The sequence below is a fragment of the Cyclobacterium sp. SOCE241 genome, assembly GCF_056867545.1.
Window position 1 is genome coordinate 1,182,746 of record NZ_CP149779.1, and the last position, 16,222, is coordinate 1,198,967.

15 protein-coding genes and 4 pseudogenes are annotated in these 16,222 nt (G+C 36.1%); 2 read left to right on the top strand and 17 right to left on the bottom strand.

What is annotated here, in order from left to right; all coding sequences use genetic code 11:
* Window positions 1-378: 378 nt before the first annotated feature.
* The 5 genes and pseudogenes from priA to WG932_RS05730 form a co-directional block, all read right to left on the bottom strand.
* Window positions 379-2,891 (bottom strand): annotated as a pseudogene (gene priA, locus WG932_RS05710) (replication restart helicase PriA).
* A 15-nt stretch (window positions 2,892-2,906) separates the two neighbouring features.
* Window positions 2,907-4,139, bottom strand: a complete 1,233-nt coding sequence (locus tag WG932_RS05715) for a thioredoxin domain-containing protein (RefSeq protein ID WP_483087292.1) — start codon at window positions 4,137-4,139, stop codon at window positions 2,907-2,909.
* The gene (locus WG932_RS05720; protein WP_483087293.1) at window positions 4,112-4,933 is read right to left on the bottom strand and encodes a thioredoxin domain-containing protein; all 822 of its coding nucleotides are present in this window, start codon (window positions 4,931-4,933) and stop codon (window positions 4,112-4,114) included. The genes WG932_RS05715 and WG932_RS05720 overlap by 28 nt, the downstream gene beginning before the upstream one ends.
* A gap of 17 nt (window positions 4,934-4,950) precedes the next feature.
* The gene (locus WG932_RS05725; protein WP_483087294.1) at window positions 4,951-5,130 is read right to left on the bottom strand and encodes a hypothetical protein; all 180 of its coding nucleotides are present in this window, start codon (window positions 5,128-5,130) and stop codon (window positions 4,951-4,953) included.
* Window positions 5,127-5,935, bottom strand: a pseudogene (locus tag WG932_RS05730) (GSCFA domain-containing protein). The gene WG932_RS05725 and the pseudogene WG932_RS05730 overlap by 4 nt, the downstream one beginning before the upstream one ends.
* A gap of 235 nt (window positions 5,936-6,170) precedes the next feature.
* On the opposite strand from WG932_RS05730, the gene WG932_RS05735 reads away from it, so the two are divergent.
* Window positions 6,171-6,419, top strand: coding sequence for a hypothetical protein (locus WG932_RS05735; protein WP_014022374.1), 249 nt, complete (start codon window positions 6,171-6,173; stop codon window positions 6,417-6,419).
* Window positions 6,420-6,468: 49 nt separating this feature from the next.
* Here the strand turns inward: WG932_RS05735 and rplI are convergent, their stop codons facing one another.
* The 6 genes from rplI to apaG all read right to left on the bottom strand — a co-directional run bounded on the left by rplI (window position 6,469) and on the right by apaG (window position 10,222).
* On the bottom strand, window positions 6,469-6,912 hold the full coding sequence (gene rplI / locus WG932_RS05740) for a 50S ribosomal protein L9 (RefSeq protein WP_014022375.1): 444 nt from the start codon (window positions 6,910-6,912) through the stop codon (window positions 6,469-6,471).
* Window positions 6,913-6,950: 38 nt separating this feature from the next.
* Window positions 6,951-7,202 (bottom strand): 30S ribosomal protein S18, encoded by a 252-nt coding sequence (gene rpsR, locus WG932_RS05745; RefSeq protein ID WP_014022376.1) that lies wholly within the window; start codon window positions 7,200-7,202, stop codon window positions 6,951-6,953.
* A complete protein-coding gene (gene rpsF, locus WG932_RS05750; protein ID WP_014022377.1) occupies window positions 7,199-7,570 on the bottom strand; it encodes a 30S ribosomal protein S6 in 372 nt (123 codons plus the stop codon). Before rpsF ends, rpsR begins: the two co-directional genes overlap by 4 nt.
* Window positions 7,571-7,649: 79 nt before the next feature.
* Complete coding sequence (locus WG932_RS05755) at window positions 7,650-8,573, bottom strand: coiled-coil domain-containing protein (RefSeq protein WP_149394127.1); 924 nt, start codon at window positions 8,571-8,573, stop codon at window positions 7,650-7,652.
* 517 nt (window positions 8,574-9,090) lie between these two features.
* On the bottom strand, window positions 9,091-9,696 hold the full coding sequence (locus WG932_RS05760) for an O-methyltransferase (protein WP_483087295.1): 606 nt from the start codon (window positions 9,694-9,696) through the stop codon (window positions 9,091-9,093).
* 139 nt (window positions 9,697-9,835) lie between these two features.
* On the bottom strand, window positions 9,836-10,222 hold the full coding sequence (gene apaG, locus WG932_RS05765; RefSeq protein WP_149394129.1) for a Co2+/Mg2+ efflux protein ApaG: 387 nt from the start codon (window positions 10,220-10,222) through the stop codon (window positions 9,836-9,838).
* Between the two features lie 72 nt (window positions 10,223-10,294).
* Here apaG and ung point away from each other — a divergent pair, with 72 nt between their 5' ends.
* Window positions 10,295-10,957 (top strand): uracil-DNA glycosylase, encoded by a 663-nt coding sequence (gene ung / locus WG932_RS05770; RefSeq protein ID WP_014022381.1) that lies wholly within the window; start codon window positions 10,295-10,297, stop codon window positions 10,955-10,957.
* A gap of 137 nt (window positions 10,958-11,094) precedes the next feature.
* Here ung and lepB read toward each other — a convergent pair whose 3' ends face one another.
* The 6 genes and pseudogenes from lepB to WG932_RS05800 all read right to left on the bottom strand — a co-directional run bounded on the left by lepB (window position 11,095) and on the right by WG932_RS05800 (window position 15,920).
* Window positions 11,095-12,120, bottom strand: a complete 1,026-nt coding sequence (lepB, locus tag WG932_RS05775; RefSeq protein WP_483087296.1) for a signal peptidase I — start codon at window positions 12,118-12,120, stop codon at window positions 11,095-11,097.
* A 60-nt stretch (window positions 12,121-12,180) separates the two neighbouring features.
* Window positions 12,181-12,905: pseudogene (gene dapB / locus WG932_RS05780) on the bottom strand (4-hydroxy-tetrahydrodipicolinate reductase).
* A 1-nt stretch (window position 12,906) separates the two neighbouring features.
* Window positions 12,907-13,371, bottom strand: coding sequence for a DUF5683 domain-containing protein (locus WG932_RS05785; protein ID WP_483088583.1), 465 nt, complete (start codon window positions 13,369-13,371; stop codon window positions 12,907-12,909).
* A gap of 143 nt (window positions 13,372-13,514) precedes the next feature.
* Window positions 13,515-14,437 (bottom strand): annotated as a pseudogene (locus WG932_RS05790) (ParB/RepB/Spo0J family partition protein).
* 13 nt (window positions 14,438-14,450) lie between these two features.
* A complete protein-coding gene (locus WG932_RS05795; protein WP_014022386.1) occupies window positions 14,451-15,230 on the bottom strand; it encodes a ParA family protein in 780 nt (259 codons plus the stop codon).
* Window positions 15,231-15,236: 6 nt separating this feature from the next.
* Complete coding sequence (locus WG932_RS05800; protein ID WP_014022387.1) at window positions 15,237-15,920, bottom strand: metal-dependent hydrolase; 684 nt, start codon at window positions 15,918-15,920, stop codon at window positions 15,237-15,239.
* Between the last annotated feature and the right edge of the window lie 302 nt (window positions 15,921-16,222).

Below are 16,222 nucleotides of genomic sequence, written 5' to 3' on the forward strand. Positions count from 1 at the left end.
CCCTTTCTATTTTCTAAAGTACGCCTAAGAACATTCTGGTTTTTAATTCCAAGTTGCTGAAAATTGAATACCAATCACTTCATAAAAATTGACTTAAAAAATAGCCTGGATATGGCTATTGCTAAACCGTGAAATCGTTTAAATATTAATCTCTTTAAAATGGTATCAAGGGGAAAATGTTCAACCAGCCCTATTTTGGAAAATTGAATAAGTACCTCCTTCCCGGATGATACCAATAGGATTTCCTGTGCATTTACCGGGATGTTTGAAACATCAAAGCAAATAAAATGCTTGGAAATTAAAGTTTAGCTTCGGATTGTCTATTGGATACTTTGGGATAATTGTCTAAATAAAAATTTAAGTTTACCCGAAAACACATTAAGATGGATCTACATCCACTAAAAATCTAACTGATCGAAAACGTTTATCTCCATGCAATTCTGAAATCTTCTGGGCCATTTCATGCTTAAAATGTTCTTGTGCTTGTGTACTTCTTTCAAGTTTAATCCATATTTCGAAATGGAATAAATTTTTAATTTTACCTATCAAGGCTTTTTCCGGGCCTAAAATTATCTTTCTACCCTCTATTTCTACGAGTAGATTTTTTAATTGGAAAGCAGCTGTTTCTGTAATTTTAAAATCTTTATGCTTGACTACAATTTTAATATTTTTGACGAATGGAGGGTAATAAAACTGCCGCCTTTCTCCCATTTCCTGTTGATAGAATTCAGTATACTTACCTTCTATTATATGATTGAAAATCAATTGATCAGGTCTTCTTGTTTGAACAATTACATTACCTGTTTTATTGCGTCTCCCCGCTCTTCCTGCTACTTGAGTAATTTGTTGGAAAGCCCTTTCACCTGACCTAAAATCAGGGTAAAATAAAATTCGATCAGCATCAACAATTCCTACCAAAGAAACCCTGTCAAAATCAAGTCCCTTGGTTATCATTTGAGTCCCAACCAGAATATCAACATTGCCGGAACCAAATTCCTCTAAAATCTTTTGGTAGCCGTATTTACTACGTGTGGTATCCAAGTCCATTCTTAGAATTCTAGCTTCCGGAAATAATAGAGAAAGATTCTCCTCTATTCTTTCGGTACCGGAACCAACAGTAGTGATTTTCTCACTCCCACACGCCTGGCATTTATTGGGTACCTTTTCTTTAAACCCACAGTAATGACATCTCAATTCATTTTGGTATTGATGGTAAGTCAAACTCACATCGCAATGTTCGCATTCAGGAATCCAACCACATTCCTCACAAGAAATATAGGGGGCATATCCTCTCCTATTTTGAAAGATAAGCACTTGCTCTTGATTATTGAGTGCCTCTTGAATTTTCTCTCTCATCAGTCTTGTAAAATCCAATTTGAGCAAGTTCTTTTTTTTGTCTTTTAGAATGTCTGCGAGATGAAAATGCGGCAATTCCGCTCCTCCATAGCGTTTGTCCATTTTCACATATCCATATTTACCAGTTTGAGCATTATAAAAGCTTTCAAAAGCCGGTGTAGCCGTTCCCAAAACCGTTTTTGCCTGATGCAACCAAGCTAACATAAGGGCTGCATCTCGTGCATGAAATCGAGGTGCAGGATCAAATTGTTTATAGGATGATTCATGTTCCTCATCTACTATTACCAAACCCAAACTATCAAAGGGTAAGAATAAAGATGACCTTACACCAATAATGAAATTGTACTTACCTGATAATACTCCTTGCCAAACATCAACCCTCTCATTGTCTGAATATCGGGAATGAAAAATACCCATCGTATCACCAAAAACCTTTTGTAACCTTGAAACCAAATGTGTAGTCAACGCAATCTCCGGCAACAAGAGCAGTACTTGAGAACCACTATCTAAAACCTCATTGATTAATTTTATGTAAATTTCTGTTTTACCTGAGCCGGTAATACCATGGAGAAGCACAGTAGATTTGGTGCCAAATTCATGTTGTATGGATTCATAGGCCTCCAATTGATCTTGAGAAAGTTCGATGGATTTCTCTTCAACCTTAATGGGATCAAACCGACTAATTTTAATTTTAAAAGTTTCAAACACCTTATTTTTCACCAGTGTATCAATCGATGAAGAAGAACACCCTGCATCTGTCAAAACCTTTTTTGCTAAGCCCTGTTCATTAAGAGCTTGGTCATTAAAAACAGGTACTTGTTGAAGGTATTTGAGCAGCACATTTTCTTGTTTTACTTTACCTTTGATTTTTTCGAATAGCTCATTTAACTTATGACTTTCAGATAAGTATTCTGAAGAAAATCGCACCCTGGTTTCTATTTTGGGGCTGTATTTTTCCTTTACGGATTCATAAACAAGAATAGCCTTTTTTGCCAAAAGGCTTTTTATGATTTTATGCAGGTCTTTAGCCGCCACCAGTGGCTCAAGCTGATCTACATTCATCTCCGGATTTTTCTCTAACGCTTCTAAAATCACCAATTCCCTTTCATCCATCGGAAAACTAGGATTCTCTAGATCAAAATCAGGGTGAATTTGAACCTTACTTTCAGTGGAAAGTTTTAAACCACTTGGCAATGCTGCATTCATAACTTCACCAATATGGCAGCAATAATACCCCGCCATCCAGCCCCAAAACTTTATTTGTAATGCATTGACAATAGGAAAATCATCCAGCAAATCAAGTATAGGTTTTGCCTTATAGGCCTCAGGAGCCTTTTGATGAACTTTGGCCACAATCCCCGTTAGAATCCTTTTTTTCCAAATTGAACCATTACTCTATATCCAATTCCAATCTCATCCTGAATTTCAGGATCCACACTATAAGTGAATGAACGAGGTATAGGTACAGGAAGGATAATGTCTGCAAACAGGGTTTTATTTGTTGAAGGGTAGCTATGTCCAAAGAGATCTTCCACTATTAGTCTTATTGTTTAAGTGTTGGGCAATTTTGGCAGTTGGCGAATGGCAGCATCAATGGTCTCAACAGGTTGTTTGCAGGTCTTGTTAAAGCAAACGTAAAAAGTGGTTTTACCTCCCACTTTATCCGCCAATATTGGAAGTACATCAGTTGTTTTAACTTCAGCAGCAATAATAATATTGGGGTGATAGGTTTTCTGAAATGATAAGCCCAGAGTACTTGCCTCCTTGCCTGCAATTACAATTTCAGCCGTCGGTACTGATTGCTCTAAATAAAAGCTTGCCCAATTGGCTAGAAAATCAGGTTCTTTTATCAACATATCGCTGACCAACTGTAACATGCTTTTTGCTTGCGCAAGATAAGTATCATTGTATAAATAAAGCCCCAACTGGTGAAGATTTCTTGCCATTACTGAGTTAGAGGAGGGGATTACATTGTCAAATAGTTCCTTCTTATTGGCTATCAACTTTTCAATTTTAGGATCGTTAAAATAAAACATCTCATCTTCCTCATCGTGAAAATTACGCAAAACCCTTTGTGCCAATAATTCTGCTCTTCTAAGCCAGAATGAGTCAAATGAAATTTTATAAAGCGAAATAAAGGATTGAATAACAGCCGCATAATCCTCCAAAAAAGCCGGGGTATAGGCTTGTCCCCCTTTGTAACTTCTATACAATTCATTTTCAATAACCATATGATGCCAAATGAAATTACCGGTTCTTACAGCGGTATTTCTAATTTCTTCCTCACCTAAGGCCAAGTAGGCATCACACAAGCCTTTGATTACCCAACCATTCCATCCACTAATGATTTTATCATCCAATCCCGGCCGGGTCCTTGATTCCCTTTTTACTTTGAGTTTTAGTTTTACTTCTCGCAATTTTGAAAGCAAAGCTTCTTGCGTAAAACCAAAGTTTTCACCAACTTCAACATAAGGTAGGGTCTGATAAAGTATATTTTTTCCGGCTTCCCAATTCCCTTGCTCTTTAATACCGTATAATTGACAAAACCAATTTAAATCATCCCCTAACAGATCCTTCAACTCAGAGAATGTCCAAGTATAAAACCTCCCTTCTTCACCATCACTGTCGGCATCTAATGCTGAATAAAAACCCATTTCAGGGCCACACATATCATTAAGTAACCAGCTTATCGTTTCAGTAATTTTTTCTCTAAAAAGTGCATTCGCACTGTATTGGTAAGCTTTGCTATACAGGCTTAGCAACTGCCCGTTGTCGTAAAGCATTTTTTAAAATGAGGGGCAAACCACTCTCCATCTACGCTATACCGGCAAAAACCTCCCCCAAGGTGATCATAAATGCCTCCCATAGCCATTTTTTCCAAGGTAAAACAAACCTTTTCACCCAAGTCTTCATGATCATCTAAAATGGCCATGTCCAATAAAAAACTCCATATAACAGGCATTGGAAACTTAGGTACTCTTTTCATCCCTCCCCATACCGGGTCAATTTTACCTATAAGGTCTTTGGCAATCTGCCTTATGGTTTCAGGGAAAAATTTTGATTTTCCTTTCTTTAAACCATATTTTTCTATCACAGAACGCTCAATACTTTGGCCAAAACCCTCTGCACTCTTTACTAGATCATCGTATTGTTGGGAAAAAGCCTGAGCAACTCCTGAAAGCACTTGTATCCATTGTTCTTTTGAAAAATAGGTTCCACCATAAAAAGGTTTCTGATTGGGAAGCAAAAATACATTTAGTGGCCAGCCCCCCTGCAAGCCCATGACTTGTACAGCCTCCATATATATATTATCCAAATCGGGGCGTTCTTCCCTATCAATTTTTATACAAATAAAATGTGCGTTCATCAACTTAGCTACATCTTTGGCTTCAAAGCTTTCCCTTTCCATAACATGACACCAATGACAAGCTGAATATCCAATACTAACGAGTATAGGCTTGTTCTCAAGTTTCGCTTTTTCTAGGGCTTCTTTTGACCAAGGGTACCATTCCACCGGATTATAGGCATGTTGTTGTAAATATATACTTTTACTATTTATGAGATGATTCGCTTTCATAACTTCGGTATGTCTAATCATTTAAACAACATAAGTTGTTCTTTTATGGATCGTTTTTCCAAAGTAAAATCAAGGTTTTCAGGCATCAAAGAAATCAATTCTTGTAGTTTTAATAGAAAACTATAATGCGCCTGAGATTGAGGATTGAATGGACGATGATTAAGGTTACGTTGGATTTGATCTACATGCTGAATCAATTCTTTGGTTTCGTCGTTGAAAAAGCAGTCTGAAATTGCTCCCAAATATACTCCTCGGCCATGGTACTAGGATGAATCATATCATCTTTATAAAAGCGGTAATCCCTGAGATCATCCATCATAATTTCATAGGCTGGAAAATAGTAAATCTCCGGATAGGCTGCGACCAATTGGTGGCAAAGGACATTTAATAGGCTTTTGCTCAGCTGATTTTGTGTAATTCCATCTTTGATATGCCTCACCGGACTCACTGTTAAAACCACCTGAATTTTTGGATTGATCAGGAGAATCCTTTGGTAAAAAGCATTGAAACCATCCAGCATTTCACTTAAACCCAATAGGCTTTTTGAGAAATATTTTTGGGGCTGTTTGTGGCAATTTGCCACAGAACTTCCATTTTCTAATAAGCGATAAACAAAGGCGGTACCTAAGGTTATAAATATATGAGTAGCAGATTCAAGTTTCGCATTCACCTTTGACTGAGTTTCCTCAATTTTTTTTCCAGTGCTTCGATTGAAGTATCACTGAAGGAAGAATGAAGCTGGTAATGAAAAAAATGATCATGTCTATTCAAGTACAAGTCGGCATCTAAAGGCTTACCCGTAATTGTCTTTACCAAGAGATTAAAAATAGAATCCGGGTTAAATGTTGTCCCATAAGGATTTACCAAAGTATTGAATTTACTGTGAAGTAACCTTTCTCCTATTACTTCTGAAAAGCAAGATCCTATGGTAATTATATTTGACGAATGGTTAATTCCTTTTTCACATTCCTTAAAGCGGAAAGTAGTTCTAAAACTTTTCATTGGTACAATCAATTAAATAAAATGACCTAAACTTAGGGTAAGAATCAATGATCAAATTAACGAAAATATGAGGGAATGGAAACCAAAGTTAAAAAGGAATCTTTATTTATATTATCAACAACCATATCCTGTAATAAATATAGATAATAAATATTTTTTACGTAAAATTTCAATATTTAATAATTATTGATAATATTGTTGAAAGATTTACTATAACCTTTAACAAATTAAGAAAATGGATTCAGCACTTTTAGAAAAATCTGTAGAGCACACCATCGAAAAACTTAACAAATTAAAAATCAATGAAGATTTAGCAGCTGAGTTAAAATGGTGCTTGGGTAGTTATCGGTTTGACCACAATCCTGATGGTCTAAAAATGAAATCAATGCTTGCATTGGAACTTTTGAAGGAGGTAAAAAGTAAGAGCAGTCGTTCTGTTTCAAAAAAGCTAATAGCGGATCTGGAGAAAGCTATTGTAAACTAAAAAAGCCAGGAAAAACCTGGCTTTTTCTAATTAATATTGTTAGAAATAACTATTCAGCTACAACTACAAACTTCACGTTGGTTTTAACTTCTCTGTGAAGGTCAATTTCAGCTTCATATTCTCCTGAAGTAGTAACCGGCTGATTGATAGAGATTTTCTTACGATCGATATCAATGCTCTTTTCTGCCAAAGCATCAGAAAGTTGCAAAGTAGTAACTTTTCCAAAAATCTTTCCGGAATCGCCTATTTTCGCTTTAATTTCTAAAGTGATGCTTTCTAACTTAGCCGCTACAGCTTCTGCTTCAGTTTTAATTTTTTCTGCTTTATGAGCCGCTTGCTTTATATTTTCTTGCAAGATCTTCTTGTTTGAAGAGGTTGCAAGTAAAGCAAAGCCCTGAGGAATTAGGTAATTTCTTCCGTAACCTGGTTTCACATCTACCAAGTCATTTTTATACCCTAGTCCTTTTATATCTGTTTTTAAGATAACTTCCATTGTTATAATATTTTATTAGGTGAAGGATTACAGACTAACTATTTCAAGCCGTCTGCTACGTAAGGCAATAATGCCAAATGTCTGGCTTTTTTAATGGCCTGAGCAACCTTTCTCTGAAATTTCGCAGAGTTACCTGTCAATCTTCTAGGAAGAATTTTACCTTGTTCGTTCACAAATTTAAGCAAGAAGTTAGGATCTTTGTAATCGATATACTTGATACCTAATTTTCTAAACCTACAGTATTTTTTTCTGTTTTGCTCTCTGTTGATTGGTTCGTTTTTTAATGTCATTTTGCTGGCTCCTCCTTAGCTTCAGATTTTTTATTGAATTCACCTTTTCTTCTTCTTTCTGCGTATTTCAAACCATGTTTGTCCATTACAGTTGTTAGAAACCTTAATACAGTCTCGTCTCTTCTGAAATTTACTTCATACTTTTTAATTGCAGATGGATCAGCTTTGTACTCAACCAATACATAAAACCCGGTAGTTTTCTTTTGAATAGGGTAAGCCAATTTTTTTAGGCCCCAGTTTTCAACATTTACTACCTCTGCTCCCAATTCCTTTAACAAGCCTACATACTTGTCTACGGTATCCTTCATCTGAACTTCAGACAAAACGGGAGTAAGGATGAATACCGTTTCATAATTTTTTTGGAACATTCTTTTTAACTTTTGTTTAATAATTTAAAACAGTTTGCAAAATTAAGCTAAATGCCCAAATAATCAAAAGAATACACTTTTATTTTATTTCAAATCTACTTTCACCTATTTCCCATCCATCAGAAAAAATTTTAACCACATAATTCCCCTTGACATAGTCGGAGCCTTTCTCATAAAAATAGGTCAATTGTTGCCGGGTGTTATTAAAAACGAAATCTTGTTTTAAAGTATAAAAATGTTCTTTTCCATTCAATTCAAAGGTACCGGAACCCTTTGCGATGTCAAATATCACTTGTCCATTTGGAGAAAGTACCTGAATAAAAACATCTCTCATACCCGGCTCTGCCACCTTATTGTCAGAAATATTGAACGACACTTTCAATCTTGAAAGTTGCCTGTTTCTAAATTCTCCTTCCCTTTCTCGCCCCCTAGAATTAACCGCAGCCACCACAATATTTTCTGCCTTCAATTGAGACGCTAAATTCACTTTCTTTTCGAGATCGTCTGTCTTCTTACTGATTTTAGCCATCTCCTCCTCAATCTCAAACTTATCCGTTTTCAATTCTTTATTCTCAGAAAAGAGCTGGACATTCTGAGCTTTTAATCGAACAATATCAGCATCTTTCTCTTCTAATAAGGTTAAATAACTGTCGATTTGCGCATTCAATCTGGCAATATCATTCGCTGATCTGTTTTTATCAAGCTTGCGCTCCTTTTCCAACTGCTCTCTGACTTTCACCAGTGCCTCTACATCCCCATTCAGGCTTGTTATTTCGTTAATTCTGACATCCAATTCTCTGGTAATAGAGTCAAGCCTGGTATTCAGCTGATTATTTTCGTCAGTTAAATGTGATACCTCTTCATTAATTCTAGATTTTTCCCTATGATCATTTAGAAGTCTCCAGCCACTAAGAATTACTAAAATTACCAAAACGATAATTAGAATGTTTTTTCCTTTGTCGACATTTATACTGCTTTTATTATTTCTTTCTCCTTCACTCATACAAATAAAAACACTTTACAATTGCATATTTCATTTTTAGCACGACATTTATTTACGTCCATATATAACTTACTAAGCCTATCAATTATCAGACCAATATTTATTTCACTTTCTGTGTTAAAATTCTCTTCCTTTTGTTCCTACTTAGCACAAAAATGGCCTTTTGAATAAATAGCAATTTACATAGGATATCAAGGAATCAAGCTAAAATGACCAAATTATAATGATTTTATATAGATTGCAACTACCATTAAAGCCAAGTTAGGTTGGCTTGTCCATATACATGAAAAGAAGGCCCATAAGGTTCTCCAAAGTCTTGTCATGTTCATGGCCTGATATAAACACAAAATATGAAAAATGACACAACTACTTTCCCTATTACCTGATCCGGGCTCAAACATTTTTAAATTGTGCTCAAAACTGTTAGTTGGAAGTAGCAATTGCACCTAATTTGCAATGTGAGATTTAATCTTGCCTAATTTAAATTTCAAGAATAAAATCATTTCTTACCCCATGGTTACCAAAAAAAAAACCCCACAATCAAAAAGTCCATGCTGCCTGTTACTGAAGAGTGAGTTTTCAATTCTTGCCAGGCTTTTTTCATCTGATTAGACCAATGAATGTCTGCAATTACAAGAATACTTTCCGCATGCAATTTTGGAACTATTTGATTAAAATAATTAATTGTTGGTTCATATCTATGGTTGGCATCTATCAATACAAAATCTACTTTTTTCAAAGCTCTTAGTGATATATTCAAGGTTTCATTTAGGTTTCCTGACACAAGATTTATATTTGATTCTTTGCTCAGATGCTCACGTGCTAAATCCACCAAAGCAGGGTCTCCTTCATAACTATACAGCATTCCTTTGGTCACGGCTGACAGGTACGCTGTATTGATTCCTAAAGATGTTCCTAATTCTAAGACAGTATGAGCAGGGCTAAGTTTACAAAGAAACTGATAAATCAGTGAAAATTTCAGTGGAGAACTTACATGCTTTGCAATAGCGCTTATTTTTTGCTTATTTCCACGACTCCACCGGGAACCTGCTCCGAAATCAATTCTCAAAATTTCTTGATTAGAGACAAGAAATTTCTTTCTCACCAATTCAATTTTTTGCATACCCTTCTTATTCTCTTTCAGGTATAATTTTAGATCTTTATACAGATTAAAATAATAGGGAGAATGTATACTGTGTTGATCTTCTTTGTTTAAAAAATAAAGAAAATATTCCCGAATATGGAAAAGCATTGTTAAAAAATCAATTGTTGAAAATATTGGCTATCAACTGGAATTCAGGAATTGTTACGGTAAGCATTTTACCATCATTTAACTTTTCAACATAAAAATACCCTTTCATTTTACCCATTCCGGATTTGATGGTACATCCGGATAAATAAGTGTGTGAATTTCCAGGCTCCAATACAGGTTGCTGACCAACCACACCTTCTCCTTCCACAAGTTTAAGGCTTTCTGCAGCATCATGTATTTCCCATCTTCTTCTAAGCAATTGTACGGTAAAGGGATTACAGTTTTGAATGGTAACCTTATAGGTAAATACAAAATGATGCATATTAGGGTTCGAAAACTCTTTCTGGTAGCTTGCTTCCACACTTATTTTTATCCCTTCTGTTATTGCAGTAGCCATTTAGTTTTTTAAATACAAAACTTATCCGAAATTTGAATCCTAAAGTCAAATATACCAATAGAAAACCTTTTTATGAACGTCAAAATAGAAAATAGTTGGAAAGATTTATTGGGAGATGAATTTTCAAAGCCCTACTTTGAATCTTTGGTGAGTTTTGTTAAATCAGAATATGAAACCAAAACGATCTATCCCAAAGGTGATTCCATATTTAAGGCTTTTGACTTGTGTCCGGTAGAAAAAGTCAAAGTAGTTATTCTGGGACAAGATCCTTACCACGGTCCCGGACAAGCTCATGGTTTAGCTTTTTCTGTAAATGAGGGCGTACCTTTTCCGCCATCTCTGCTAAATATTTTTAAAGAGCTAAAGAGCGACCTTAATCTACCATTTCCTTCCAATGGAAATCTGGAAAGGTGGGCAAAGCAAGGAGTATTGTTACTTAATGCTACCCTTACTGTGGAAGCCCACAAGGCTGGAAGCCACCAAAAGAAAGGCTGGGAAACCTTTACTACTGCGGTGATTGAAAAGCTAGCAGCACATAAATCAAACCTTGTTTTTTTACTATGGGGGGCCTATGCCCAAAAGAAGGCAGTAGTAATACCGGCAAATAAACACTTCAAATTACAATCTCCTCACCCAAGCCCACTATCTGCACATCGAGGCTTTTTGGGTTGCAAACATTTCAGCCAAACCAATACTTACTTGGCCAAAAATGGTTTAACCCCTATTCAATGGTAATTTATACTGTTGAGGGTAAAGTTAAAAAGTAATAAAACACCAATCCCCGAACCATTAAATAGCCCGGGGATTGTTTTTTTAGTCAGTCATTAACTCTCACAATGACCTTTTGATTTGATATCCCAGAGAAAAAGTTTTTAATTGATGGGCTTGAAGAATCGGTCCCATCTGATTTTGTTAAACATGGTTTTGTGTTTTTCTAAAGACAACCAGAGAAACCAAGCTTTACCTACTACGTGATCTTCAGGCACAAATCCCCAAAACCTTGAATCTAAGGAATCGTGTCTGTTATCCCCCATCATGAAATAATAATTTTGGTTAAATGTATAGGACTGTTGTTCCTCCCCATCGATAAACAATTTATTGTCTTCTACCGTAACATTTTCATGCCCTTCAAATTTTTCAATGGTGAAAGCATATTTTCGGACATTCTCTTCATTTAGCGTAATGGTTTGCCCTTTTGCCGGTACTTCTAAGGGGCCAAAATTATCTTTATTCCATTTAAAATAGGCCCCATCCGGGAATATATTTGCATCCCCCTGCCCCGGTTTACTGATTCTTTTTTGGATGGAAGAAATGGCTGGAGATTGTTCAAGCTCTTTGATCATTGCATCGGTTGCAAAAACAAAATACCCTGAATTATCAGAAAAGGGATAGTAGCTATCCGGATTGATGCCATACCTGTCAAAAAACTCAGCATTCAATGGTCTATTAACAATAACGTCGTAAGAAAACTGCATTTCTTCCGGGTTTTCACTGGCCTTACCATTGACAAACAGTTGGGCTTCTTTTATTTCCAATACATCTCCCGGAATAGCAACGGCTCGTTTGATATAGTTGGTCTTCAAATCCACAGGGTATTGAAATTCCTCCGGAAAGTTAAACACAACCACATCATTTCTTTTGATGGAAGTGAAGCCGGGTAACCTGTAATAAGGCAACTGAATGGCTTCAGAATAAGACTTAAGTTCTGTACCCCAAATTTTTTGGTGGGTTAATGGAACTTGAAGAATGGTTTTTGGCACTCGGGTACCATAATGCATTTTACTTACAAATAGAAAATCACCCACTAACAGAGATTTCTCCATTGATGCTGTAGGAATTGTAAAAGGTTCCAGTAATAACCACCTGATTAAACTTGCTGCAATAACGGCAAAAAGCAATGCATCAATCCATTCTCTGGAGGCTGATTTTTTGTTTTTTCTTGACTCATTTTCTATTTATTAAAAATCCAAAAAATCATTCATTGATAAAACACCCTTCTTACCGGGCAACCATTCAGCTACCAATACCGCACCTAAAGCAAAGCCTTTTCTATTATGTGCTGTATGATTGATGGTAATATCATCAATGTCAGAAGTATAGGATACGATATGTGTACCGGGTGCCGGGTCAATTCTTTTAGAAGTAATGGGTAGCACCCCTTCTTCAGTTTTTTCCTCCCCTTCTTTTAATTTCCACTTGGAATACCTATTGTTATTATTAATCAATCCTTCAGCCAAAGTAATGGCTGTTCCACTTGGCGCATCTTTCTTTTCTGTATGATGGATTTCTTCCAAATCTGCTTGGTAGGCCGTCTGCTCATTCATTAATTTTGCAAGAAAGGCATTGACCTTAAAAAGATATTTACGCCGATGCTGAAATTTGAAGCATAGAACAAGGCCCCATTCTTTTGGGTACAAAGTGCTGTCATCGCTTCTTTTTCTTCCATCCATCCGGTAGTTCCTACCACCACGGGGACGTTGTGTTGCATGCACCAGGTAATGTTCCCCACCGCAGAACTCGGTTGGCTAAATTCAATGGCTACATCAATGTCATCTGTATTCAAATGATCCAGATCTGCTACATTTTCAATATTAATTTTGGCAACAATACGGTGGCCTCTTTCCTCTGCCATTTGGGAGATAATTTTACCCATTTTACCGTAGCCTAATATCAGTATATTCATATTAAAATTTTATTTTTAATGAAAGCCCAATGGCATTATTATTTGCCAACATTGGCTCCATACTGGGTTCAAGTTTGAAGGTAAGGTCATCGCTTACATCGAATCCGGAGAGATGAGCATCTACAAATGCATCTACAGCACCTAGTGCATAAATGGCTCCAAAAACCATGTACATGGCATCCCTATTTCTCCTCCAATAATTGACGTTTCTTATAATACCATCTTCATTTAAATTAGGAAAAGGGTTGGTTTCTGTACCCTCTCTTACAATCTCAAGTGCAGCAATAAATTCTTTGTATCTTCTATTGTTAAAATTCAAAAAATAAATTGCCGTGGAAACACCGCTGTAAAGTAAAGGTAATTTCCAGACTTTTTCATTATAAACCTGCCCTGCTCCAGGGAAAATTAAAGATAAATAGATCGCTTTTTTAGGATCTTTAACATTTTTAGGGGCTTCAAAACCTATGGAGTAGTTAAAGAGTCATTGGAATCTATTTCTTGTGCAGTTGCGGAATGAACCAGAAAAAGACATAAAAATCCTAAAACAATATGCAAATGCTTTGTTTTAGGATTATTTTTATTTGCCATAAAGAAAATTAGGCATTTCACTTAGATCAATTCTAGAATTTCCAATATCCTGTTAAGGTCACTTGTCGAGTGAAAAGGAATTTTTATTTCCCCTTATCTTTTTTATCTGATTTTAAAGAAACCTTAGTACCAAAATGAGAAGCCAGTTTCTGCTGAAGCTTATTGATTTCATACTTTTTGACGGGGTCTAAAGAATCTTTTTCTTTATCTGCTTTTTTAGGTGATCCGTCATTCAACTCCTTAACCAAAGCTTCCACCTTTCTCACACTCAACTCTTCGTCCACCGTCTTTTTAAAGATGGCAAGTTGTTTGTCTACATCCTCAACATTAATCAAGGCTCTGGCATGTCCCATACTGATTTTTTGATCCCTGATACCGGCCTGAATATCCGGTGGTAATTTCAAAAGTCGAAGGTAATTGTTTACTGTTGTACGATTTTTACCTACCCTATCTCCTAGTTGTTCTTGCTTTAGTTCACATTCAGCCAATAACCTTTGATAAGAATGGGCAATTTCTAAAGCATTAAGGTTTTCTCTTTGAATGTTTTCTATTAGGGCCATTTCCAGCATTTGCTGGTCATTGGCAGTACGAACGTAAGCGGGTATTTGCTTAAGACCTGCGAGTTTGGAAGCTTGAAATCTTCTTTCACCGGAAATCAGCTGGTATTCATTATCAGCTAGCCTTCTCACTGTAATGGGCTGAATTATCCCTTGTACTTTTATAGAGTCCGACAGCTCTTCTAAGGCCGTCTTGTCAAAATGAGTCCTTGGTTGATAAGGGTTTACTTGAACCTCATCCAAAGGCACTTCAAAAATCCCTGCTACAGGATTTTGTTTTTCATTATTCTCACCACTTTTCTCCTTTCCCGGAGAATCTTTCAGCAAGGCACCTAAGCCTTTACCCAAGGCACTTCTTTTTTTAATGTTTGATTTATTAACAGCCATTGTTATTATTTATTCAATTTTCTTTCGCCATACCATTTTTAATGGCTATCTCATTGGCCAAATTTAAGTAGGCAACAGCTCCTTTTCCTGTAGCATCAAAAGCCACTACGGGCATACCAAAGCTAGGTGACTCACTCAATTTTACATTCCTGGGAATGATGGTATCAAAAGTCATGTCTTTAAAATGCATTCGAACCTCTTCCACAACTTGATTCGATAGTCTTAGTCTAACGTCATACATTGTTAATAGTATACCTTCAATCTCAAGTTCTTGATTTAATCTGGTTTGAATAATTTTGATGGTATTCAATAATTTACCTAAACCTTCTAATGCAAAATATTCACATTGTACGGGAATTACTACTGAGTTAGAAGCCGTCAAAGCATTGATTGTGATTAGTCCAAGAGAAGGTGAACAATCTATGATGATAAAATCATAACGATCCCTTACTTCCTGGATTACACTCCGCATTTTCTCCTCTCTTTCCTCTAGGTTCACCATCTCAACTTCCGCTCCTACCAGATCTATATGTGATGGTACCAAATCCAAATGGTCAATTTCAGTGGATATGATGATTTCATTAATATCACTTTCATTGACCATGCACTCATAAATGCTTGTTTCTATTTCCTTAGGATCAAAGCCCAGCCCAGACGTGGTATTTGCCTGGGGATCTGCATCGATCACCAAAGTTCTATATTCTAATACAGCCAAGCTGGCTGCAAGATTCATGGCAGTAGTGGTTTTTCCTACGCCTCCTTTTTGGTTGGCTATTGCGATTACTTTTCCCATTGTCTTTTATAGCGAAATACTTTCTCCTATGTTTAGCAAAATCAATTCTTTCCCACTTTTTTCTGCCTCTCTTTTTACTTTAACTCTATCAATTATAATTGGTTCAAAGGTATCATAGTGCATGCCAATAATTTTATCAGTCCCGACAAAATCAGCAGCTTTTAAGGCATCGGTAATACCCATGGTAAAGTTATCCCCAATTGGTAAAATTGCAAAATCAACGTCAAAGGATTCTCCAATTAATTTCATATCATAACTTAATGCAGTATCTCCAGCATAATAAAAAGTACCATGCTCCGATTCAACTACAAAACCTCCCGGATTGCCACCATTTGTACCATCCGGAAGAGCACTGCTATGTACGGCATTCACATATTTAATTTTTCCGAAATCAAATACTTTGGAACCACCATGATTCATCCCCCAAACATTTTTCACCCCTTTGTTCTGAAACCAAGTAACTATTTCAAAATTTGAAACCAAAGTGGCCTCATTGTTTGTAACAATTGTTTCCACATCGAATACATGATCTTCATGTCCATGACTGACCAAAACATAATCCGTTTTGATCTTATCTATTTCAATGTTGGAGGCAAGTGGATTGGGTGAAATAAAAGGATCAAATATCAATGATTTTCCTCCTATTGTTACCAAGAAAGTCGAATGACCAAAATACTTCAGTTCAATCATAGATTATATTGAATTTCGATTTTTCATGCGATTACAAATATATCATTTTAATCCGAACTATGACCAGCAAGCCCAAACGATCCGGTAGTTAATAATTGGGAATTGAAGGAATAATCAACAGAAAAACTAGAGTAACCATTTAATAATTAGTGGTTTAACACTAGCATAAAAGATTTACATTGGTGGTGAATTTGCTTAACCATTAGCGGGCTCTTAAAAACTTAAATTAAATCAGTAATTCCACCAGATTTTATTCCAAAACAACAAAAGGAATATTGGCTTTCACTCTAATGCTTAACCTT